The sequence below is a fragment of the Olivibacter jilunii genome, from assembly GCF_900607235.1.
Classification (GTDB): domain Bacteria; phylum Bacteroidota; class Bacteroidia; order Sphingobacteriales; family Sphingobacteriaceae; genus Olivibacter; species Olivibacter oleidegradans.
In genome coordinates this window covers 575,762-597,573 of record NZ_LR027849.1, presented here as the reverse complement: position 1 = coordinate 597,573, position 21,812 = coordinate 575,762, and the positions used below count along the sequence as shown (strand labels likewise).

Here is a 21,812-nt window from a genome sequence, read left to right as displayed (position 1 = left end):
TATGTGTTATTATAATGGACAAAAAGTGAGCCGTGAGGAGTACATTAGGTTGATGAACCTGGAAAAAGCGGTGATGGATTATGACTTTCTGGATCAGGAGCTGCATGACGGCTTTTCGTACGGAAATATCGCTGTCATAAAACCGACAGCTGATAAATGTAATTTTGATATCGTCCAAATGGAATGGGGCTTCATCCCCTCGTATATCCCAAACCGGGAAGAGGTAAAGAAAATGCGCTTCGGTTATAAGGACGCATCCGGCAAATGGCATCAAGCCTACACGACATTGAACGCAAAGGGAGAAGAGCTCCTGATGATCGATGAAAAGACGGGGCGGGAAAAAATGTTCCGAAAAGCGGCGCTTGAACGCCGCTGCCTGATTTTGTCATCTGAGTTTTATGAGTGGCGCCATATCTACCCGCTCAATAAGCGTACAGGGGAGCCCCTCAAGACACCCAATAAATATCCTTACCACATTGGACTGAAAGACAAGGCATACTTCTTTATCGCAGCCGTTTGGCAGAATTGGACAGATAAGGATACAGGCGAAACTGTCCATACCGTGGCACTGGTTACGACCGAAGCCAATGCGATCATGAAACAGATCCATAACAGCAAAAACCGGATGCCGACTATATTGCCTGACGAACTTGCTTGGGAATGGATGATGGGGGATCTTTCCGAAGAGCGTATCATCGAACTTGCAACCCATCAGATCAGTGCCTCAGAGATGCAAGCCTATACGGTGGAGAAAGAATTCAAAAGCACTGGTACACCGGGAAAGGCCTTTGTTTATGCCGAAGTACCGGAACTGGTTTACGAAGTTTAACTCGACATAGTTATGGGGCGGTCGGTTGACCGCCTTTTTAATTTCACTTTTATTTGTGCTTAACCGAATTTGGCGAAGTCTGCGTCGCACGATGGCCTAAGGACCTAGATGCTGCCGTCCCAAAAAACTTTCAAAACGCCAAAAAGATATTTTGCTCACCACTCCACGGTTTTTATTCGCTCCTTGGATCAGGCTTCATGGGCATACGTCCACATTTTGAAACCTCAATGCCCGGACAGCCGAACTCCAAGACCACTCTTCCCTCAATGAGGTAAAGTCCGGCGCTATATAAAGGATATTTGCGAAGTGAGGGCGCAAAATGAACCGTGTCGAAAAAATCACCGTTCACATCCAGAAACGTTCCGAATTTCATCAGCGTACCGTTTTTGGTAGGCACGTTTTTGGTGGTCACCAGCTCGCCTACAATCCTTACTATCTGTCCTTCCCTATCATTCAGTTCCCGCGCAGTAACGTTGCCCCGGTAATCGGATTTGGCGATATCAAAGACCCTTCCGGAAACGCAAAACCCGAAAAGCTGGATTTCGTCATACAGGTCTTCCAGGTAGTGGCTCTCCAGCTGCGGAAGCACCGGTTTTGCCGTCAGATTGTCGAAAAGCGGTACGTGGCCGTTTTCTTTCCGCTTGTCCGACAGCAACAGGTGCGCTTCCCATAGGAGTTCCTTCTTGCCCATCCCTGTAAAGCGGAGGGCTCCGGAGCGGATCAGGATAATGAGCTGCTCCAATGCGGCTCCCGTGCGCATCACAAAATTTTCCAATCCCAGGTACGCGCCGCGCGCCTGCCGCTCCTCGGGAATCCGTTGCGCCAGTTTGCCTTCCAGGTTCAAAATACAGTCGAAGCCCAGGTAGATCTCTTTCCCATGCACCGAAGTCCGGAACTGGCTGTTATTAATGCAGGGAAGGTTGATGTTGCCACCCGCTTTTTTAGCCTCATTGACATAAACCAGCCGGCTATAAAAGCCGCCGTAGTTGTTCAGTACGGCTACCATGAACTCGATGGGATAATAGGTTTTCAAAAAGAGGCTCTGGTAGCTTTCAACAGCAAACGAGGCGGAATGCGCCTTATTGAATGAATAACCGGCAAAGGATTCCATCTGGCGCCAAACCTCGCGTGATATCTCTTGGGGATAACCTTTTGCCTTGCAATGCGCAAAGAATTTATCTTCGATTTCTGCCAGGTGATTTTTGTTCCGGTATTTTCCGCTCATCATGCGCCGCAGGACGTCGGCGTCTGCCAGGTCCAGCCCTCCGAAACGATGACCGATCTTCATGACATCCTCCTGGTACACCATAACACCATAGGTGTCTTCCAACTCCTGCTTAAAGGCGGGATGGAGATACTGTACTTTTTCGGGGTTCCGGTGACGCTCAATATAGGTACGCATCATACCGCTGCTGGCAACGCCGGGGCGTATGATCGAACTGGCCGCCACCAGCGTCAGGTAGTTATCACATTGCAGCTTCGTGATGAGCTGCCGCATGGCAGGTGATTCGATATAAAAGCAGCCGATGGTATTGGCAGAGCGCAGTAGCTCCGCAATTTTGGGGTCTTTGAAAAAACGCCTGGGATTGGATGTATCGACAACCTCCCCTCGGTTCAGACGGATGATCTCGCGGCAGTCCTTGATATGACCGATACCTCGCTGAGAGAGGATATCAAATTTTTCAAAGCCGATATCTTCCGCCACATACATATCAAACTGCATCGTTGGCAAGCCTTTGGGCGGATAGTCCAGCGCGGAATAACAGGTCAATGGTTTTTCCGAAATCAGCACGCCGGATGCGTGAATTGTGCGCTGATTGGGGAAGTCAACGAGCTGGTTATAGACCGACAGGATCATATTGGTCACCTCATTCTTGTTCAGCACACTATCCGGTTCGTTTACCATGCGATCAATCTCCCCTTTGGGAAGGCCATAGACCTTACCCAGCTCACGGATTATTGAACGGTCCCTGAACGTACTCATAGCACCCATAAGTGCCGTGTGACCGCTCTGGTAGCGATGGAAGATATAGTCATACATCTCATCACGCTCGTTCCAGGAAAAGTCCACATCGAAGTCGGGCGGGCTTTGGCGTTTGGGGTTCAGGAAGCGTTCAAAATAAAGATTGAGCTCTATCGGGCAGACATCAGTAATACCCAGGCAGTAAGCTACGACTGAGTTGGCGCCGCTACCCCGTCCCACGTAATGAAAGTCCCGGCTACGGGCATACCTGCAGATGTCATCGGTAATAAGAAAGTAACTGGAAAAGTTCAGGTTATCTATGATGTCCAGTTCTTTGATGACGCGTTCCCGAGCAATTTTATCCCCGGTACCATAGCGACGCAAAAAGCCGTCCATGGCATATTTATGCAACAGTTGCTTGTCGTCGTATTTATTGCCGGTAAAGGTTTCCTTATTCTTGATCTTTTTAAAGTCGAAATCGATGGAGCACTGGCTCAGCAGCTTATTGGTGTTGCGGATCAGCAGTGGAAAATTTTTGTAGGCGTTCAGCAGCTGGACTTTCGTAAGAAACACCTCGTCCCGGCGCCCCACCTGGCCGGGTTCCAACTGCGAGATGAGGAGGTTATGGCTGATGGCCCTGAGCTGTGTGTGGAGCTTATAGTCGTCCCTCCGGAAAGATACCGTCTGCAGGATCACATAACGTTCCTGGTTGGCGAGAGGCTCCAAGACGATTTTATTCAGCTCCGGAGGTCGGATACCGATGTATTCATTTTCGCGCAACCCTTTCACATCGATGGCTCCGTAAGGGTAGATAACGAATACCTGATTGAAAGCCGGTGCTTCAACGGGCAGCTTGCATTCCTCCCGGTTTGCTTTCGTTATCAGCTCATTGAGTTCGCGGAATCCATGCTCGTTCCTGGCGATTCCGATATAGAGCAACTGATCGCCATTGCGAAACTCCATGCCAGCAAGGCCGTTCAATCCGGCCTCCCGACACTTTTTAATAAAGTCAAGACAGGCAGAGGAATTGTTAATATCGGTGAGTACAGCCGTATCGTAACCGGATAACAGCATACCCTCAATGATCTGCTCCAGGCTCAGGGTACCATACCTTAAGCTGAAAAAGCTATGTACATTGAGCAACATCCTACACCTCCACTTTCTCTATTTCCGGCAGTGCAAATCCCCTCATAATCGCGGCCGTACCATACCGGAGCCGGATCTTATCCATAGCAAGGGACAGATTAAGGTCCTCCAAGCTGTCGTCGAACAGGTCAGCCTGGTAGCAGCCGGTAATCAGGTTGCTGAATTTCACACCGATGAGGCGTATCAGCATCCGGCGGCTGTAGAGCTTCTTGAAGAGCGCCATCACTTTTTCCGATATAACCCTTTCAGACGCCGTAAAGGGAACCTTGGTCTGCATCGTATGCGTGTCAAAATTGCTGTACCGTATCTTTAACGTAATGCAGGAAGTAAGCTTATTATCCTTCCGTAGATCAAAGGCCAGTTCATCAACCATGGAAAGCATCGTCTTTTTCAGGATATCCATGTCAATTGTATCCTGCATAAAGGTTGTCTCTTTGCTCATGCTCTTTTGCTCGTGGAAGGGCACGACCGGACTGGTGTCAATGCCGTTGGCCTTCTTCCAGATATTGACGCCGTTTTCTCCCAGTACCCGCTCCATCGTGCGCACTTCCATTTGCTGGAGCGTGTGGATTTTCGAAATGCCCATATTGCGCAACAACGGATAGGTTTTCTCCCCTATACCGGGTATCTTACGGATGGAAAGTGGGGCCAGGAAAAGTTTCTCCGTTCCGTCATCAACCTTTCGCTCGCCGCAGGGCTTGGCTTCCCCGGTAGCGATCTTGCTGACAGTTTTGTTGATCGACAGCCCGAAGGAAATTGGCAGTCCTGTTTCGCGGATGATACGGGAACGCAGCTGCCGGGTAAGCTTCCATGTTCCGAAAAACCGATCCATGCCCGTCATGTCAAGATAATGCTCATCGATTGACGCCTTTTCCACCAGGGGCACCTCCCCTTCGATTATTTCAGTGACAATGTTGGAATATTTAGAGTATAAGTCATGGTCTCCACGGACCAAAATCGCTTCGGGACAGAGCTGGCGCGCCAGCCGCATCGGCATAGCAGAATGGACGCCAAATCGCCGGGCTTCGTAACTGCAGGAAGCCACTACCCCCCGGTCAGAGCTACCGCCGATTAAAACCGGCTTTCCCACCAGACTGCTGTTCAGCAGCCGTTCCACGGATACAAAAAATGTATCCAGATCGCAATGGACGATTGTTCGCTGTTCCATATATTTTTCACCAAAGTACCGGAACAAAGCTACTAATATTTTTAGCTTAAAAATACTAATATTTTTAGCTATAAAATTAAAGGACTGGTAAACAAAAGGTTATTTATCAAGATAGTTTACCAAGGTGGACGCACATACAGAATGGCTAGTCGTAGTCAGGAGTAGGCTGTAGACTAAAATCGACTGAATTGGGAGGGCATTGTAATCAGGAGGGCGGGTATTCACCCTGCCCTCCCGTGATTGGATTAAGGAAGTCGATACATAACAGCCACACAGTTGGCATCGCTGTACCATGTTCTGCCGGAAACAGTGCAAACTATGCCTGTGTTCCAACCAACGCAATTACCCGGTGCGAGCTCCGGTCCTCCGCAGGCTGAGGAGCCGGTCGTCTTGTACCAAGCAGAAACTCTTCGATTGTTTTCGCCCCGGCTTTTTTCCCTTGCTTTTCCAATGACTACCATCAGGAGCGCTGAAGCAACGATGACTGCAGATTTGAACATTGACTTTCTCATACATTTTAAATTTAATAGTGAATAAAACAGATCCTATAGGATTATCTATGCAATAACAACGCATTGCAGAATTGTCGGTAAACACCGAAAAACTTGTTTCCTGGTGAAGGAGTAGCGTGTAGGAGTAGCTTGTGAAAGTGCGAAGGATGAGCGTTCAGCTTACATGCACCAATAGATTCTTTTATACCGGTCAGAAGGTTACCTGAATGCCAGCGGTGATAATCCGCAGGGAAGGATAAACTTCCGCAGCAGCGGTGGTTTCCGGGTCCCTTCCCGGATACTTTGTTATCGTAAACAGGTTCAATCCCTGCATATACAATTTACTGCTTTTTATTTTAATCCGTTCCAATATTTTCGATGGAAGATGATAGGCGAACATAAGTGACTGTAACCGAAGATAATTGGCATCCATAACCTGGCGATCACTGGTAAGCGCCATCATATAAGCAGCGCGCGCCTCCGAGCTTAGAGAAGCCGTAAATTTCTGCCAGTCGGTGATGTCTCCTTCCTTTTGCCACCGTTGCAAAACCGTGGCAGGCTGGTTTGCCATGCCTCCCGGCGCCGCTTGCCAGGAAAATTGATAATTGAAATTCCGCTGCCGTACAAAGCGAAACAGCACGTTCAACTCAAAACGATCATAGATAAGGTTGTGCTGCATGCCTCCATAAAGCACGGGCCCAAGCGCATTGCCATAGTGAAAATCTTCCAGACCCACTCCGTTTTTATCGGGGTCGGCGAATTGATAAACACCGGTTTGGGGATTAACTCCGGTTACCTTAAAACCTTTTACCATGTCCAAGGACATGCCCTCCTGATAATAATTCTGATAGTTAAAATCCTTCAGTAGGTCAAAGGAAAGCAAACTATTTCGTGGAAAACTGAGATTGAGCGTCGCCGTCCAACCAAAGCGGTTCCTCTTAAATATGGATGCTTCGATATCAACTTCCCATCCTTTATTCTCCACTTTTGCATTCCAGTTGATGGGAAAATACAAGGAATCCTGCATACCCGATAGCAGCTGGTTGCTACTGACATTCTTATAATGGTTCACTGTAACCATGATCCGATCCTCCGCCAATCCCAGTTCAAGAGCAATTTCCCGCTTTTTCAATTTTTCCCATGTGATCGTCGGTCGCCCCTCGCTATTCAATTCACCATCCCATCCATTGGCCGGCCAAGGTATGTAAGTATCATGCTTCACATCTCTACGATATCGATCATTCCCTGTCCATCCAACACTCGCCCGAAGTTTTCCGAAGCTAAGAACCTTGTTCGGTCTAAGCCATGCTTCCCTCGTAAACACCCATCCCGCGCCTATGGCGCCGAAATTAGCATATTGCTTGCCGGGGCTTAGTCGGGTGGAACGATCCCTACTTCCGGTTAAGCTCAACAGGTATTTCCCTTTGTACCTGTACTCCAACCGCGTATATAAAGCCTCATTCCGAAAGTTGGTATAGGCTCGCTTCGTAGTGGCCAGGCTATCTGCAGCTGCCATATTATTCAAACTCGCATCATCAGGAAAGCCTGACCCATAAAAATTGGATAAGTCCTGTCCTTCCTCCTGAAGCCTTAAACCGCCAATCAAGTGCAGATAATGTTTCTCATTGCTCCGTTTCCAGTCAAAACTCATATCTACCATCCAATTGCGGAATTGACTATTGGAGAAATTGGAAAAACTTGACTTAAAGCCTTTATTTGGATTGAAGGAAGAAACCGGATTCACCTGCACGTCCGTATTTTTCATATCGTTGATTCCAAATGTGGCCTTTAAAAACAGGGAGCTTAGGGGTTGCAAATTAAGCACCGCCTGGGCAGACTTTAATTCGGATTTCCCCGTATACACCCGCATCAGGTATCCAAATGGATTATCAAAGGTGCTGTCAGCGAAGTTTAGCCGGCCGTTCACATAGGGTTCCGGCGAATTCGGCGAAGTATTGGAAAGGATGGTCAGATCGGTCTGCGGCAAGCGGTTACGGTCTGCCATATAACTGCCGGAAAGGTTGAACTTTAATTTTTTATCAGGCGTGGTCAGATTGAGTTGCACCCTTCCCCCGCCTTTCCTGTAATTGAAATCATCTGTAGTATACACCGTACCCTCCTCACGAAACATCCCGCTGACCCGATATACTGCCAGTTCATTTCCGCCCGTCAGTTCCAGACTCGCATTGCGGATATGTGAAACGCCACCGATCAGCTCTTTCTGCCAGTCCGTATACCTGGTCGTGTCCCAACGGACTAGATCAAAGTCAGTAGCTCCTGCGGTCGCGTCATCATTGGTCAGCGCTTCCCGACGCATCTGAAGATATTCCGTCGTATTCAGGTAGCGGATCGTTTTACTGACCTTCCCCACACCGGTATAATAATTCAGGTTCAAACGGTTCGTCCCCTTTTCCGGTGTCTTGCTGGTAATCAGGATAACACCGTTTGCCCCGCGAGCCCCATAAAGGGCGGTTGCGTCCGCATCTCTAAGAATATCAACGCTCGCAATATCTTGAATGGGTAGCAGGTTCAATGGACTTGCCGCCACATTGGCACCCAAGCCAGATCCGCTACCGACCAGGTTAAGCAGGTTCTCATTGAAAGAGGCCGGCGCAAAGGGGATGCCATCGATAACAATTAAAGGATCGCTATCGGAATCTATGCTGTTTCTTCCGCGTAATCTGATGCGGAAGCCACCGCCGGGCAAACCGGTAGTCTGGCTTAAAAACAGTCCGGGCACACGCCCCTGTAAGGCACTGAGCACATTGGAACTCGGCTGCATGGCAATTTCATCCGCCTGAACGGTACTGGCTGATCCTGTTAGTAACCTCTTTAGCCATCCCTTAACCTTGACCTCTTTTAATGCCGCAATCTGTTCTTCTAAGCGTACGAAAAGCGTATCCGGATACTTGGAGAGCTCGCGGGTTTTATAGCCGGATTTTCGTGCCAGCAGATGTGAACCCGATGGAATACCGGCCAGAACAAATCGGCCGTCTTTTTCGGTATAGGTACCTTGTGGTCCCTGTTTTTCCATCACCACCGCCCCTTCGATTGGCGTCCCCTCGTCATCCACTACGGTGCCGACAATTTTTCTACGCTCAAGTTCCAAGAGACTTTCATTTACTTTTCGCTTTTTCCTTGGTACTATTACGAAGGTTTCTTCCCGGTAATACCATGTGAGCTCTCTGTCTTTGAGAATGGTTCCCAAAACTTTTTCCAGTGGCACCTTTTCAAATTTTACCGATACCCGCTCGTCGCTACTCAATTGCTCATCATTGTAAAAAGCCTGCATTTTGGTTTGATACCAAACAGTGGTGAAAAAGTCTGCCAACCGCATATTCTCTTGGATGCAAGTAATGAGTCTGCCGCCCGGCCAATTGGGTATTTTTTTGACAATATATGTTTCGTCACGAAAGGTCCATGTCATCCCTCTCCTAGAAAATAGTTCTGCCAGCACATTTTCCAAGGGTTCCTGGTAAAAATCGACACTGATCAATTCATCGGCATTGAGCTGAGAGTCGTTAAACAAGGGGACGGCACCCGTTTGCTGTCTGATCAATTCAAAAAAATCTTTCAGGCGTATTGCTTCATTCTTAGAAGTTACTTGACGGTATTGATATATGGATTGTGCCTGTACCAAGCCGGTGGTACAGACGAGCAGGCAGATGAGGGGAACCAATCGTCGATAAACCATAAAACCAGGGGTCTTTAGTGGAAAGTTTTATGTGGCCGTATAGATATATACGTCCTAACGGTCTAGTGGGATTTTCAAGGACAAAATTGTCACTTTCCGGACTGCAGGGGCATCCTACGGCAAAGATCAGATCGGAAGTCCGGGCAGCGGCGCTACCGGCAAATCCGGTAATTTCTCAAAGTTAAAGTCCCCCAAAAAGTTCCATATAGCTCCCAGGCAAAAAGGGAATATCATAAACAGTCTTTAAATTGTTAGCCGCCACAGTGCCGGGCGGTAAATTGTAAGTTCTTTTTAAAATAAGCAAAAAATCGCATATTTCAGGTTAAGAATATGTGAATCGGGATAGCCGGTGCTTGCCCGATACTTACTGCAGTATCGATGCAGCGTAATATCCCCGAATCGATCCTATTTTAAGCTTGATTCCAAAATTGTCATCCGCGATCAATGTTACCTGCCCGTGCCGCGCAAACTTGGCTTGCAGTCGCTTAATATAAACTTCCAGGTTATGCTCCCATAGTGAATCTTCCTGACCCCATAAAATGAGCAATACATTTTTCGTGGACAGGTAAACATTCCGGTTCCGGTAAAGGACCCGTAACAGTAAGGCTTCATCGTTCATGAGCTGACATGACCATGATGTTTCACCGTCGTGATACTGCAAGATCCCTTCGCTGCAAAGGGTATACCCATTAAATCTTATAACATTCATATTGTGGATTATTAAGCGGCTCTTTGTTGCGCCATCAGCTGATCATAGATGCGTTCTATCTTCTCAAGGTTCAACGGTTTATCAAACACGGCGAATGCGCCTACGTCAAATGCAACCTCCTTCAGTTTTTGGGTTACCGTGGTGGCTACAAGCACAATAGGTATCTTGCTGAATTGCTCCTCTTTCTTTAAAATAGCGATCAGCTCCACCCCTTCCATATCTCCCAAACTTGAATGAACAAAAATAAAATTCGGTGCTTCGGTCCTGGCTTTTTCAATGCCCTCCACTCCAATTCCTGCAGAGCTGATCAACAGGCCGAAACGCTTTAGGTACTCACAAAGTAGGCGGTTGTGGACGGCATCATTCTCCACAACAAGGGCTTTTTTCATATGTCCTGCTTTTATTTTAAAATATAATAATTCAACCACTGATAAAACCCGGAGTTAAAACTCTGGGTCATTTCCTTCCATGTGTGCAGCAAAAGGCTGCACTTATACCAAATTTTTATGTCCGAAAATGTATCGTCCCCCATGGATGCATTGAACCACCATATATTTCAATTGCTGTTCTGTAATCTGATTAGGCGCCATCAACTGCCACAATCCCTCAGTTTTAAATAAAAGAGCCAGAGGTGGAAACCTCCCGACTTTAAATTTATTGTTAACCCCTATAACTGGCAAAAGCCAGCCAGAGAGGCCACTTAATCCATGAACGCTGGATTACTCATTAAAGTTAAAATGTATGAGAATCTTGAAACATTCACATGGCGCTTTATATAAGAACGACACCGAAAGAAAAAAGGGTGAATGAGATTTGAAAAAAAATAAAAATTCCGAGAACTGGATGTGAAAATCGACAAACTGGCATTTACTTCAAAAATAGGGTATCATTTCGCCATGAGTAATCAAAGTATGTATCCCCGGCCTTCATTTCTTTCAGAAAGCGCTGTATCGGTTTCTGCCTATACACTTCAATTGAAGTATCATATTTACGCATCTTACTTTCCGGTGCAACAACTACTGTTACATGATAGATATTTCCGATACCTTGTGCAATATCCCCTAAGTTGACGTTTACGAGCTGTAATTCAATGGACATGGTATCTCCTGTCGAAACAGAAGGCCTGGAGATCATTAATTTGCTGTTCGGAACGTCCAGATTGACCTTGTGCCCAGGGTACAAAATCAATTCCTCCTGGCCAATTTTGACCTTTAGCTTTCCGCTTGCCAATTTAGTCTCGAAGGTGTCGGGGAATGATCTTACCTCAAATTGAGTCCCAAGGACAGTTATATCGGCATGAACGGTTATTACCGAAAATGGATGTGACGGATTCGCTACTACCGCAAAATTTGCCATCCCTTCCAGCAAAACTTTCCTTTTCTTGCTGCCCTCAAATGTGCGTGGAAACTGAAGGCGGCTTTCGGGTCCTAACTCTATCACGGAATGGTCTTCCAATATAAGGGTAAAGTACCTGCCTTTCGGAACCTCCAGTGTGTTCCATTCCGACCCCTCATTTTCAGAGCTCCCGGTGAAATATAATGTATCTTCTTTAGTGGTAAGGCTTACTCCACGATAGACCTCCTCTTTCCGATCGCCCTTTTTGAAACTGATTTCCTTTCCTTCCCCTAAATGCAGAGATACAAGCGGCTCATCCCGGGCCGAGCTAGAAAGCTGTTTTTCAGCCTTTTTCGTTGGAATGTACAGAATTAAAGTGAGGCCGCCTAACAGGATGATGCTCAGAACCATAGCTCCTTTTGCGAGTATTCGCCGGCGCCTATTTTTTGCCAGCCGCTGATGAAGGCGTCTCTTTACATCGTCTTTTGCCCCTCGAAAGTAGGCCACATCAGGATCATGCTGCAACGAATTCCATACCTTTCTGAGCTCAGGGTCCGTGTCCAAAAGGCTTTCGATATATTCATCGTCTTCCTTCTCAATTACACCCGCAAGCTTCATTCTGAGAAGCTCCAATATTTCTGCTGGAAATTGTTTCACCTGTTAATAAAAGATGCGGTTTTATTACGCTATACTAGATCTGAAAGGAACTTTCTTGCAAACCGTAGGGCCAGTCGGAGATGGGTTTTTACAGAATTCTTACTGATTCTCATTATTTTGGCCACCTCGTCATACTGTTTCCCCTGCAGCCAGGCCAGATCAAAAGCCTTACGTTGTTGCGGGTGCATTTCCCTATACATTGTATTGAAACGCTTTCTAATTTCAGAATCTTCTCCGTAATTAGGCCGCTCGTTATCCGGAAAGAGCTGAATATAGTCGTTAATCCTAGATACTTCTCGCGCAGTCATCTTAATATTATCCAGACATTGATTACGACACAGCTTTTGCAAATACCCACCCAGAGAGGACTCAACAAAATTGTATAATTTTTTTTCATAAAACTCGATAAATACTTCCTGTACAACATCTTCACTTCGCTGTCGATCCTTCAGATACAACATAGCAATACCTGTCAACGGTTCGAAATACTTTTCGAACAGCCGGTCAAAGGCATCCTTCCTGAATCTGCTGTCCCTAAGGTTCAGCAATATGAATTCATCGTCCCAATACTGCATCCGAGGGGGTCACTTTAACAAAAATCGATTGCTCAATATACCCCTCTTTTCGGATTTGCCGGACAGCTTGGCCTTCAAATCACACGTTTGTGTTATTATTTAACAATAAGCATGTTGCTCATAGCTGCGTCCGCTATACTTCGGACGCATTAAATTTTCCTAAAGTTGCATAGGTTATTTTGGCTTTTTGCCTTTTTTGCAGAAGTGAAGTGTACCCTCCGGGTCATAATAATAGTCGATCTTGCTCGTCACCCGCAAGTTCTCCAAAAACGGCCTCAATGGTATTTTACTATCCAATACGCCCGTAAACCGGAGTTCCGAATCCGCCGGATCGTCGAACACTACCGTAATCTTATAATAGGCCTCTATCTTCTTCTCCAACTTCCAAAGCTTTTCCTTCTCGAAACGGTAAGTAGGGACGACATAGAAAAATTTAATCTGAGTATCCCTATATTTTGCGTAAAGTCCAAATCCTACCCCAAATAGGGCAAGCACAATAACTGCCCTGGCAATTACTGTCCGTTTGTCTCTATTCGGGAACAAGCGTTTGCCGGGATTGGCTTCCTGCACATGTATCCATGCATCCCTGGCTTGGGGATTACGCTTTAACTCTAATTTGATATAGGCTCTTTCGGATCTATCTAGGTGTCCATCCATGCTCCAAAGCAATAGCTGGACAAATCTTTCATAGTCAAAAGCAGCACCTGGAGACCGCCATTCGCGTCGGCGCGACCAGAACATTTTCAAGGGATATTAGTTTTAAAGGTGACTTAAAGTATACCTTTTAACTCCTGACATAATGGTGAATGATCAGGAATGATCTCACCATAATAGTACTTCTTTGGGGCCGGCAACAATAAGTACCATAAAAGGCCGGCAATCCAGTTGACCTGGGCAGATGCAGGAAAGATCTGTCCTAATACAATGAACGTCTATTAATCCGAAAGAACATGGCGGATTTTGGGGATCACAGGCAACCAAAACCTACCGGTAATGCTTCCATCGTGGACTATAATAGCAATAAGACGAAATTTTAAAAGGTATGTACTATATAAATTTCGGATTTTTTTTTATTCAAAGTATAGCGACCTTAAAAAAGGGTGACTTTATTTAAAATGAATCGTACTGTCCGGGGAGAAGTAATAACCGATCTCCATGGTTCGCGTCATATTGTCCAGAAACACATTTACCGGGTTATTCCGATTATAGATACCCGTGAATATCCTATTGCGTACTTTGTCGTTGTCAAACACAACCTGATGGCCGGTTACCCTATAAAGCTTTGCAGCGATTTCCTCCAAGGGTTCATCCTGCAGATAATATAACCCTTCCCTCCATCCGATCACTTCATCTTTATCATAGCTTCCGACTTCCATGCCTCCTTCTGTCGTGTAACTGGCCAGTTTTCCCGGTTGAAGTACCACCTGGTCATCTGCTGCTTTAAATTTTACGGCGCCATTTACCAGGGCTACCTTCAGCTTCTTCTCCGTATTGGCATTAAACTCGGTGCCCAATACCTGGATGACTCCCCTTGAATTCTCTCCCCCGGAACCATTATCGGATAGTAACAGATGAACTATAAAGGGCTTTTCGTTATCCTTTGCTACTTTGAAGTAGGCTTCTCCCTGTACACTTACTTCCCGTGTAGAACCATTGAAATTGAACGGGAAACGCAGGGAAGTGGATGAATTCAACCAGATCTCGGTTCCATCTGATAAAAGAACCTTATATGTTTTGCCGGCGGGCACAGTCAATAGATTGACGGTGTTGGAAGGGTTATTATCTTGCAAATGATCCCCGGGGTCGTTAATGGACAATGTATTATTGCTATTGTTCAAAATGGTACTTCCCGCTTTTATGGAGTCACTGCTATCGCCGAGATTTACTATCCCCCCACTGGCAAGGCGCAGCTGCACTTCCTCCAAATCCCGGGATACAGTCAGAACAGGCTCAGAAGTCGGCTTGTTCATAAGGAATAACGTGAGTACAATGCCAATTACGGCAGCAGCTAACACCGCCGCATAAAGCATCGTTCCGCCGCGTCTTCTCTTACCCGAAAGAAGGATCAGTTCGGGAATATCGGCCTGGTCACGTTCGTCGTCAAACCTTTGGAAGAATGTCTCCACATCCTCACGGTGAAACCTGGCCTTCATTTCTTCAAATTCATTCCTCACCTCCTCATCTACTTCGATTAACCGGTCTATATACTGGAGATCTTCGGGGTCTAGGTGGCCGGCAAGTTTTCGCGTAAGCAGTTCGATAATATGATAATCGGGCTTCATTATACTCTAAAAGACGATATTTAGCTGTAAACGTACTATAGCAGGTAGAAGTTTTTTAAAGCAACCCGTAGGATTTTTACAGCTTTCACCAGTTGGTTTTTGACGGTATTGGGACTGATATTCATTTCCTCAGCTATTTCCTGCCTGCTTTTATCCTCCAGGTAGGCCAATTTGAAAACTTTTGCGCTCATCGGGGAAATACGGTTGACAGCGGCATCAAGTGCTAAGCTAAATTCGCCGTTCTCTAACCGGTTTGATGGCATATTCTCATTCTGGGGCCGTCTAAAAAATCGCTCCTCTAATTTCTGACGGGTCTTATTTGCCTTTACCCGGTCCAGGCAACGGTTATGTACACTGCGAAACAGATAACTGTTCAATGCTTTCGGATGATTGATCTTACCAAATAATCTCCTGTCCCAGAACTCAAGAAAAAAATCGGACAAAATATCTTTTGCTTCCTCTTCGGCATCCTTGCCCAATACATTCAATGCAACAACCATTAGCCACTTGTAGCTGTTACGGTACAATCGCCCCATGGCGTTTACATCGCCGGCCTTGAGCGCGTCTAATAATTCAAAATCCATTTGTTTGTTGCTGGACATTATTTAGTTACGTTGATTGTATGCCCGATAAAATATTAATACACTATTATATATTATAATAGATCATTGACTTCCAAACACAGGAAAAAAACATATGTCCCTACACTCGATTTTCAAACCTTATTATGAGGGAAGAGAACGGTTCCATGACTAATTTCATGACTTAGGGTTAAACGTAGGACAAACATAGAGAATAAAGAATAGAAAAGAAAGAATTAAATAAATTTTAATATGAAAGCCCCGCTAACCGTTCAGAAATGAACGGGAAAGCCAAATAACGCAGAATAATTTCCAATCAATTCCGGGTTTCCAACTTAGATAATGGTCATTTTTCTTTCATCAGATTTAACGCTTTTTATTTTGGGATATCGTTTTAAATGGTTGCTGGAATAAATTTAACACAAAAAGAGCATTTGAAATGTGAATCGCTTGTTAATGGGTAAATAGCTTGCTTTTCCTTGTCTAGTCCGGCTCTAAAATATTCCTTACAACATAACGAAAAAATGTCAAATTGGTATAGTACGGATCAAAAGAATTTTCGTCTTATCTGTAAAAATGCATCCATCATGTGAATGTTAAATGTTTGTTAGCCTTCAACCAACTATGTGTTTACTTATACCAAAATTAAAGTGTATGTCTCACCTAAAACCTACTGTGAGGGGCGTCCTCTTATGTAAGCCTCTCCTTCTTATCATTTTATTATACCTATGCGGCTTTAAGCAGATTCAGGCCAAAGGCCAACAGGGCAAGCTCGTGACATTAACGGCTTCCCAAATTTCAATGAAAGAAATTTTCAGGCAGATTAAAAAGCAGACTGGACTAACAGTAATGTACAGTAATGATATAGTCAGCCTAGATCTTGCCGAAAAATTGAATGTAAATTTTAAAAACACTCCGATTGAAGACGTTTTGAATTTCATTTTATCGAAGAAAAACTTGACTTACAGTTTCGTGGCTGACGGAGTTCTTATTCTTAAACCAAAAGGGAATGAAAAAAAATCAACATCTCTCAATAGCAGTCAAGATACAACTGCTAATACTTTTGCTATCAATGGAAAGGTGACTGACGCCTCGGGAAATCCAATACCGGGTGTTACCATATTAGTGAAAGGTACACGTCTAGGTTCAACTTCCGACAGCAACGGTACCTTTTCGATTCCAAGTGTCACCCAAGGTCTTATATTACAAGCAAGTAGTATTGGATATCAAACAAGGGAATTAAAAATAACCGGAAACACTGTTTTAATTCTTCTTCCTATAGATATGAAAAGCCTAGACGAAACAGTTGTAATTGGATATGGAACAAGTACAAGAAGATTCAATACGGGCAACATTGGCTCTGTTAAAGCAAAGGAAATTGAAAAACAGCCAGTAACGAATCCACTTCTAGCACTTCAAGGAAGAGTACCAGGTCTATTTGTCGAGCAAACTACTGGTTTACCAGGAACTGGCGTAAAAGTTAGAATCCAAGGTCAAAATAGCATAGGAAATGGAAACGATCCACTATATGTGATAGATGGCGTTCCATTTTCCTCCCAGTTATTACCAAGCATTAATCCTAGTTTATTGGGGAATTCTGGAACAAATGATTTGGCAGGAAATCCATTTAATTTCATTAACCCGTCTAATATCGAAAGCATAGAAGTCTTGAAGGATGCAGACGCAACAGCGATTTATGGTTCAAGAGCAGCAAATGGCGCGATCCTTATAACGACAAAGAAAGGGCAACAGGGAAAAACAAAGATATCACTAAACATGCAAAATGGTTGGGGGCAAAATGCCAGAAGGATAAAACTTCTAAATTCACAGGAATACCTTGAAATGAGAAGAGAAGCAAATAAAAATGATGGACTAACGTCTCCTAGACCAAATGATTACGATTTAAATGGGTTCTGGGATACCACAAGATATACTGATTGGCAAAAAGAGTTAATAGGTGGCACGGCGAATTATAGCGATATCCAAGTATCAGCTTCCGGAGGATCAGAAAACACGCAATTTATCATAGGAGCAGGTTACCATAGAGAAACAACGGTTTTTCCAGGAAATTTCAGTGACCAAAAAGGTTCCGTTCATTTTAATATAAATAATATTTCATCAAATAAAAAACTACGAATACAGTTTACAGGCAATTATCTAAACGATAGAAACCTGTTACCAAACGTTGACCTTACTTCAGATGCTATAAGGTTAGCACCAATAGCGCCTCCTGTTTATAATACAAATGGAGAATTTAATTGGATGCCAACAGATGCGGGAACTAGCTCATTCATTGCGAACCCACTAAGATATACTTTAACTAGATATAAAAACTTAACTGACAATTTAATTGGAAATGCTATAGTGGGGTACAAAATACTTGATAATCTCGAAATCAAAAGTAGTTTCGGATATACTAAACTTTCTACCAGTGAAATTTCCACAACACCCTTAACTTATTATCCACCAGAGAACAGAGCATTTAATGTGCGATCAGCTGGTTTTGGAAATAATAAGCAAAGCTCTTGGATTATTGAACCGATGGTTAATTTTCACAAATCATCAAAAATGGGAACATTAGAAATACTACTTGGTTCAACTCTTCAACATTCAAGTACTAACGGAACACTTATTTCCGGATTTGGACAAAACAGTGACTTGAATCTCGAAGACATTAAAGCTGCAACACAATTATTTGTAAGTAATTCACTGAACACAGAGTATAAATATAATGCGATATTTGGAAGAATAAACTACAATTTAGATGAAAAATACATCATCAACCTAACCGCACGTCGTGATGGTAGCTCTCGATTCGGTTCTAGCAATCGTTTCCATAATTTTGGTGCAATCGGAGCAGCGTGGATTTTTTCTCAGGAGAAATTGGTTAAAGATAATCTACATTTCTTAAGTTTCGGAAAGTTGAGAGGAAGCTATGGAACATCTGGAAGCGATCAAATAGGTGATTACCGATTTATGAGCCTATATGAGAACTTTAACGTAGCAATTCCATATCAAGGAATTCAGGTACTTACTCCTATTCGTCTCGCGAACCCATATTTAAGATGGGAAGAAACGAAAAAACTGCAAATAGGTATAGAATTGGGCATTATAAATGATAAGGTCCATTTTGTGACAAATTATTTCAATAATAAATCACTAAATCAATTAATGGGGTACCAGTTACCATGGACGACTGGATTTAGCAACATTGATCAAAACTTCCCAGCAGTCGTAAAAAATAAAGGATGGGAATTTTTAATATCTTCAAATAACATCACCAGTAAAAACTTTACTTGGACATCAAATATAAACTTTACAAAGTATAGTAATGCAATAACCTCATTTCCCGGGTTAGATGTTTCATCATATGCAACCACATATGAAATAGGAAAACCAATAAACATTTCACGGCGATTTAAATTTATGGGCGTTGATCCGTCAACGGGATTATATCAATTTCTAACCCATGACAACAAACTCACTTCTACACCTGATGAAATTTTAGACAGAACGGCTATTATTTCATTAGATCCATCTTTTTTCGGTGGAATCCAAAATACATTTGCCTTTAAAAATATCTATTTAGACATTTTATTCCAGTTCGTTAAACAACGAGCTCAAAACTATAGATTTGGGCCAATCCGTCAGGGCCATTTTTCAAATGGAAATGGGAATCAACCAATAGAGGTGTTAGACCGTTGGCAAAAGCCTGGTGACATCGCGCAATATCAACAATTTAGACCTAATTCCTCTGACGTTAGAAATGCATACAGCGACGCAGTTTCCTCTGACATAGCATATTCTGATGCTTCATATATACGATTAAAGAATATTTCGCTATCATGGGAACTTCCGAATAGATGGAAAGAAGCTATCCATTTCCAAAGTTTAAATATCTTCTTACAAAGCCAGAATCTATTTACGATAACCAATTATGTTGGATTAGATCCTGAATCCAAAAGTTCTAGCTCATTACCTCCACTAAGGGTGATAACAATTGGCATAAAGGCGACATTGTAAAATCTTCATTCAATCATTAATAAAAAAACATGAAACCTAGCAACATATATCCAAGGCTCCAAATTTGTTTAGAAAGGATTTTCTATTATTATAGAAAGCCAACTCAATATGGAAATTCAAGAGATGAACACATAAAATATTTCCTATTTCCAATTAAAAAGAAATTAAGAATTTCACCAATTTTCTCTTCCATTCTCCTCTTATCAATTTCTTCATGTACGAAACTTATAGATATTGATCCACCACTTACAAACACCACAGTCGAAAACGCATTTAAAACCGACGCGACTGCCGTCGCAGTCGTAACCAGCATTTATACGAAATTGAGTGCCGGAACATTTGGATCAGGAGAACTACGCAGTACCTCCGCACTATTGGGATTATCTGCAGACGAACTAAAATTATACGAGAATGCATCTAACCAAACCTACATTGATTATTATCAGAACTCACTTAATAGCAGTTCCGTGACAGCTGACTTCTGGAGTAATTGTTATCAAATGATTTACTTAACAAATTCAGCAATTGAAGGCCTCTCGACTTCCAATTCGCTATCCGGAAGTGTCAAGCAGCAACTGCTAGGAGAAGTGAAATTCGTACGTGCATTTTGCTACTTTTACCTAGTTAACCTTTATGGAGATCTGCCCCTAGTATTATCAACTGACTTTTCGAGAAATTCAAATTTACCACGGACACCTAAGACAGAAATATGGAAACAAATTATTGATGATCTCATACAAGCTAAAGACCTTTTGAGCAGAGATTATCTTGATGCATCTCTGTTGAACATATCAAATGAGAGAATTAGACCCACGAAATGGGCGGCAATTGCTCTATTAGCTCGTGCATACTTGTATACAAAAGAATGGACAAATGCCGAAATACAGTCATCAGAATTAATAGAAAATAGTGGTTTATTCCAATTGGTAGAATTGCAAAATGTTTTTCTAGCCAATAGTATGGAGGCTGTTTGGCAACTGCAGCCTGTGTACATTAATTCGACGGAAGAAGCAAGGTTTTTCAAAATCCCAGAGACAGGACCTGGACCGGATTGGCCAGTTTCATTAAGTATTCACCTATTAAAGCAGTTTACTAGTACTGATGGTCGAAGAAACCAATGGATAGATAGCTTAATAATAGACAATGTGACTATTTACTATCCCACTAAATATAAAAGTGTTGCTACCGCAGAGCCGACAATCGAATATACTATGGTACTTCGGTTGAGTGAACAGCTGTTAATTCGTGCAGAAGCAAGAGCGCAACTCGATAAACTGGATGATGCAGCATCTGATTTAAACCGGATACATTTAAGATCTAATCCAGAACCAATTCAGGTTGAAAATAAACAAGATTTAATAGACAAAATTTTAAAAGAAAGGCAGATTGAACTCTTTACTGAATGGGGACATCGTTGGCTCGATTTAAAAAGATCTGGTACAATTGACCAAGTGATGCAAAAAATAACCCCTGAAAAAGGAGGTATTTGGAACTCAAATTGGCAATGGTACCCAATTTCAGCAACTGAACTATCAAGAAACACAAAACTAGTACAAAATCAGGGATATTAAAACCTAGAAATCGATGAAAGCAGTTCTTATTTTTTTATTGGTCATTCCCATATTGGTACAAGGACAACATCAAGGAATTAAATTTTCAAACTTTGATACCTGGGATCAATTATTGGACAGCGCGAGGATAACTCAAAAGTTCATATTTATTGATTGTTATGCCACCTGGTGTAAACCATGCCATTTTATGGACGATTCAATCTTAAGTCAAAAAGAAATTGGAGAATTTATGAATAGCAAATTCATAAACGTTAAAGTTCAGATGAATAAACTAAAAACGGACCCTCCATATATAAAGAGCTGGTATTTAATTGCTGAAACTATTGGATCTAAATATATGGTTACAGGTTATCCAACATATTTGATTTTAGATCATAACGGAGTATTAGTATATAATGCAGCTGGAATTTATGATACCCCAGAAAAATTCATAGCAAAAATATCGAAGACTTTCAATAAGCATGAGGTCTACTTCTTTCTATTAAATCAATTAAATGGAGGAAGTCAAGATGCAAATCTTCGAAAAAAACTGTTAGAGGCAGCAATGGATGTACATGATATGGAAATGATAAACAAATTAAAGAAGGAACAAATCGAATCCTTCTAATCTCCGGATGCCATTAAATAGATATAATAAATAGATTCTTAAAATAGAAAAAATAAATAAACCAAAATGATCAGCTACATAAAAATGGTTAATAGAAATAGTTATACTTTTTATATCAAATTGACCTGCATAATAATCTGCTTGTGCCCAATTTACAATACAGTTCTCGCCCAGTGGAAGA

At 43.1% G+C, this 21,812-nt stretch carries 15 protein-coding genes; 4 read left to right on the top strand and 11 right to left on the bottom strand.

Features of this window, described 5'->3' with window-relative positions; genetic code table 11:
* Position 1: 1 nt before the first annotated feature.
* On the top strand, positions 2–829 hold the full coding sequence (locus E0E36_RS08465; protein WP_130855589.1) for an SOS response-associated peptidase: 828 nt from the start codon (positions 2–4) through the stop codon (positions 827–829).
* 172 nt (positions 830–1,001) lie between these two features.
* Here the strand turns inward: E0E36_RS08465 and E0E36_RS08460 are convergent, their stop codons facing one another.
* From E0E36_RS08460 to E0E36_RS08410, 11 genes are all read right to left on the bottom strand, one after another.
* Positions 1,002–3,938, bottom strand: a complete 2,937-nt coding sequence (locus tag E0E36_RS08460) for a DNA polymerase III subunit alpha (protein WP_130855588.1) — start codon at positions 3,936–3,938, stop codon at positions 1,002–1,004.
* Position 3,939: 1 nt separating this feature from the next.
* Positions 3,940–5,106, bottom strand: a complete 1,167-nt coding sequence (gene dinB / locus E0E36_RS08455) for a DNA polymerase IV (RefSeq protein WP_130855587.1) — start codon at positions 5,104–5,106, stop codon at positions 3,940–3,942.
* 245 nt (positions 5,107–5,351) lie between these two features.
* Positions 5,352–5,618 carry a hypothetical protein gene (locus tag E0E36_RS08450; protein WP_130855586.1) on the bottom strand — a complete coding sequence of 89 codons (267 nt, stop codon included), beginning with the start codon at positions 5,616–5,618 and terminating at the stop codon, positions 5,352–5,354.
* Between the two features lie 190 nt (positions 5,619–5,808).
* On the bottom strand, positions 5,809–9,291 hold the full coding sequence (locus E0E36_RS08445) for a SusC/RagA family TonB-linked outer membrane protein (protein WP_130855585.1): 3,483 nt from the start codon (positions 9,289–9,291) through the stop codon (positions 5,809–5,811).
* A 364-nt stretch (positions 9,292–9,655) separates the two neighbouring features.
* Positions 9,656–10,000: a helix-turn-helix domain-containing protein gene (locus tag E0E36_RS08440; protein WP_130855584.1), complete on the bottom strand. Its 345-nt coding sequence runs from the start codon at positions 9,998–10,000 to the stop codon at positions 9,656–9,658.
* Between the two features lie 11 nt (positions 10,001–10,011).
* Positions 10,012–10,389, bottom strand: a complete 378-nt coding sequence (locus E0E36_RS08435; RefSeq protein ID WP_130855583.1) for a response regulator — start codon at positions 10,387–10,389, stop codon at positions 10,012–10,014.
* A gap of 478 nt (positions 10,390–10,867) precedes the next feature.
* On the bottom strand, positions 10,868–11,992 hold the full coding sequence (locus tag E0E36_RS08430; RefSeq protein WP_130855582.1) for a FecR family protein: 1,125 nt from the start codon (positions 11,990–11,992) through the stop codon (positions 10,868–10,870).
* 29 nt (positions 11,993–12,021) lie between these two features.
* Positions 12,022–12,567: an RNA polymerase sigma factor gene (locus E0E36_RS08425; protein ID WP_130855581.1), complete on the bottom strand. Its 546-nt coding sequence runs from the start codon at positions 12,565–12,567 to the stop codon at positions 12,022–12,024.
* A 174-nt stretch (positions 12,568–12,741) separates the two neighbouring features.
* Positions 12,742–13,308 carry a DUF4974 domain-containing protein gene (locus E0E36_RS08420; protein ID WP_130855580.1) on the bottom strand — a complete coding sequence of 189 codons (567 nt, stop codon included), beginning with the start codon at positions 13,306–13,308 and terminating at the stop codon, positions 12,742–12,744.
* Positions 13,309–13,673: 365 nt separating this feature from the next.
* Positions 13,674–14,849, bottom strand: a complete 1,176-nt coding sequence (locus E0E36_RS08415; protein WP_130855579.1) for a FecR family protein — start codon at positions 14,847–14,849, stop codon at positions 13,674–13,676.
* A 35-nt stretch (positions 14,850–14,884) separates the two neighbouring features.
* A complete protein-coding gene (locus tag E0E36_RS08410; RefSeq protein WP_165446946.1) occupies positions 14,885–15,433 on the bottom strand; it encodes an RNA polymerase sigma factor in 549 nt (182 codons plus the stop codon).
* Between the two features lie 798 nt (positions 15,434–16,231).
* Between E0E36_RS08410 and E0E36_RS08405 the strand changes: the two genes are divergently transcribed.
* Genes E0E36_RS08405 through E0E36_RS08395 form a run of 3 tightly spaced genes read left to right on the top strand, consistent with a single transcriptional unit; the run spans position 16,232 to position 21,631 of the window.
* The gene (locus E0E36_RS08405) at positions 16,232–19,453 is read left to right on the top strand and encodes a SusC/RagA family TonB-linked outer membrane protein (RefSeq protein WP_165446945.1); all 3,222 of its coding nucleotides are present in this window, start codon (positions 16,232–16,234) and stop codon (positions 19,451–19,453) included.
* Positions 19,454–19,482: 29 nt separating this feature from the next.
* Positions 19,483–21,024 carry a RagB/SusD family nutrient uptake outer membrane protein gene (locus E0E36_RS08400; RefSeq protein ID WP_130855576.1) on the top strand — a complete coding sequence of 514 codons (1,542 nt, stop codon included), beginning with the start codon at positions 19,483–19,485 and terminating at the stop codon, positions 21,022–21,024.
* A 13-nt stretch (positions 21,025–21,037) separates the two neighbouring features.
* Complete coding sequence (locus E0E36_RS08395; RefSeq protein ID WP_130855575.1) at positions 21,038–21,631, top strand: thioredoxin family protein; 594 nt, start codon at positions 21,038–21,040, stop codon at positions 21,629–21,631.
* Positions 21,632–21,812 lie beyond the last annotated feature (181 nt).

Excerpts from the sequence above, each read along its gene's own strand:
- E0E36_RS08465 (WP_130855589.1), top strand. The coding sequence starts at position 2 with ATGTGTTATTATAATGGACAAAAAGTGAGCCGTGAGGAGTACATTAGG.
- E0E36_RS08460 (WP_130855588.1), bottom strand. The coding sequence starts at position 3,938 with ATGTTGCTCAATGTACATAGCTTTTTCAGCTTAAGGTATGGTACCCTG.
- dinB (WP_130855587.1), bottom strand. The coding sequence starts at position 5,106 with ATGGAACAGCGAACAATCGTCCATTGCGATCTGGATACATTTTTTGTA.
- E0E36_RS08450 (WP_130855586.1), bottom strand. The coding sequence starts at position 5,618 with ATGAGAAAGTCAATGTTCAAATCTGCAGTCATCGTTGCTTCAGCGCTC.
- E0E36_RS08445 (WP_130855585.1), bottom strand. The coding sequence starts at position 9,291 with ATGGTTTATCGACGATTGGTTCCCCTCATCTGCCTGCTCGTCTGTACC.
- E0E36_RS08440 (WP_130855584.1), bottom strand. The coding sequence starts at position 10,000 with ATGAATGTTATAAGATTTAATGGGTATACCCTTTGCAGCGAAGGGATC.
- E0E36_RS08435 (WP_130855583.1), bottom strand. The coding sequence starts at position 10,389 with ATGAAAAAAGCCCTTGTTGTGGAGAATGATGCCGTCCACAACCGCCTA.
- E0E36_RS08425 (WP_130855581.1), bottom strand. The coding sequence starts at position 12,567 with ATGCAGTATTGGGACGATGAATTCATATTGCTGAACCTTAGGGACAGC.
- E0E36_RS08420 (WP_130855580.1), bottom strand. The coding sequence starts at position 13,308 with ATGTTCTGGTCGCGCCGACGCGAATGGCGGTCTCCAGGTGCTGCTTTT.
- E0E36_RS08415 (WP_130855579.1), bottom strand. The coding sequence starts at position 14,849 with ATGAAGCCCGATTATCATATTATCGAACTGCTTACGCGAAAACTTGCC.
- E0E36_RS08410 (WP_165446946.1), bottom strand. The coding sequence starts at position 15,433 with ATGGATTTTGAATTATTAGACGCGCTCAAGGCCGGCGATGTAAACGCC.
- E0E36_RS08405 (WP_165446945.1), top strand. The coding sequence starts at position 16,232 with ATGAAAGAAATTTTCAGGCAGATTAAAAAGCAGACTGGACTAACAGTA.
- E0E36_RS08400 (WP_130855576.1), top strand. The coding sequence starts at position 19,483 with ATGAAACCTAGCAACATATATCCAAGGCTCCAAATTTGTTTAGAAAGG.
- E0E36_RS08395 (WP_130855575.1), top strand. The coding sequence starts at position 21,038 with ATGAAAGCAGTTCTTATTTTTTTATTGGTCATTCCCATATTGGTACAA.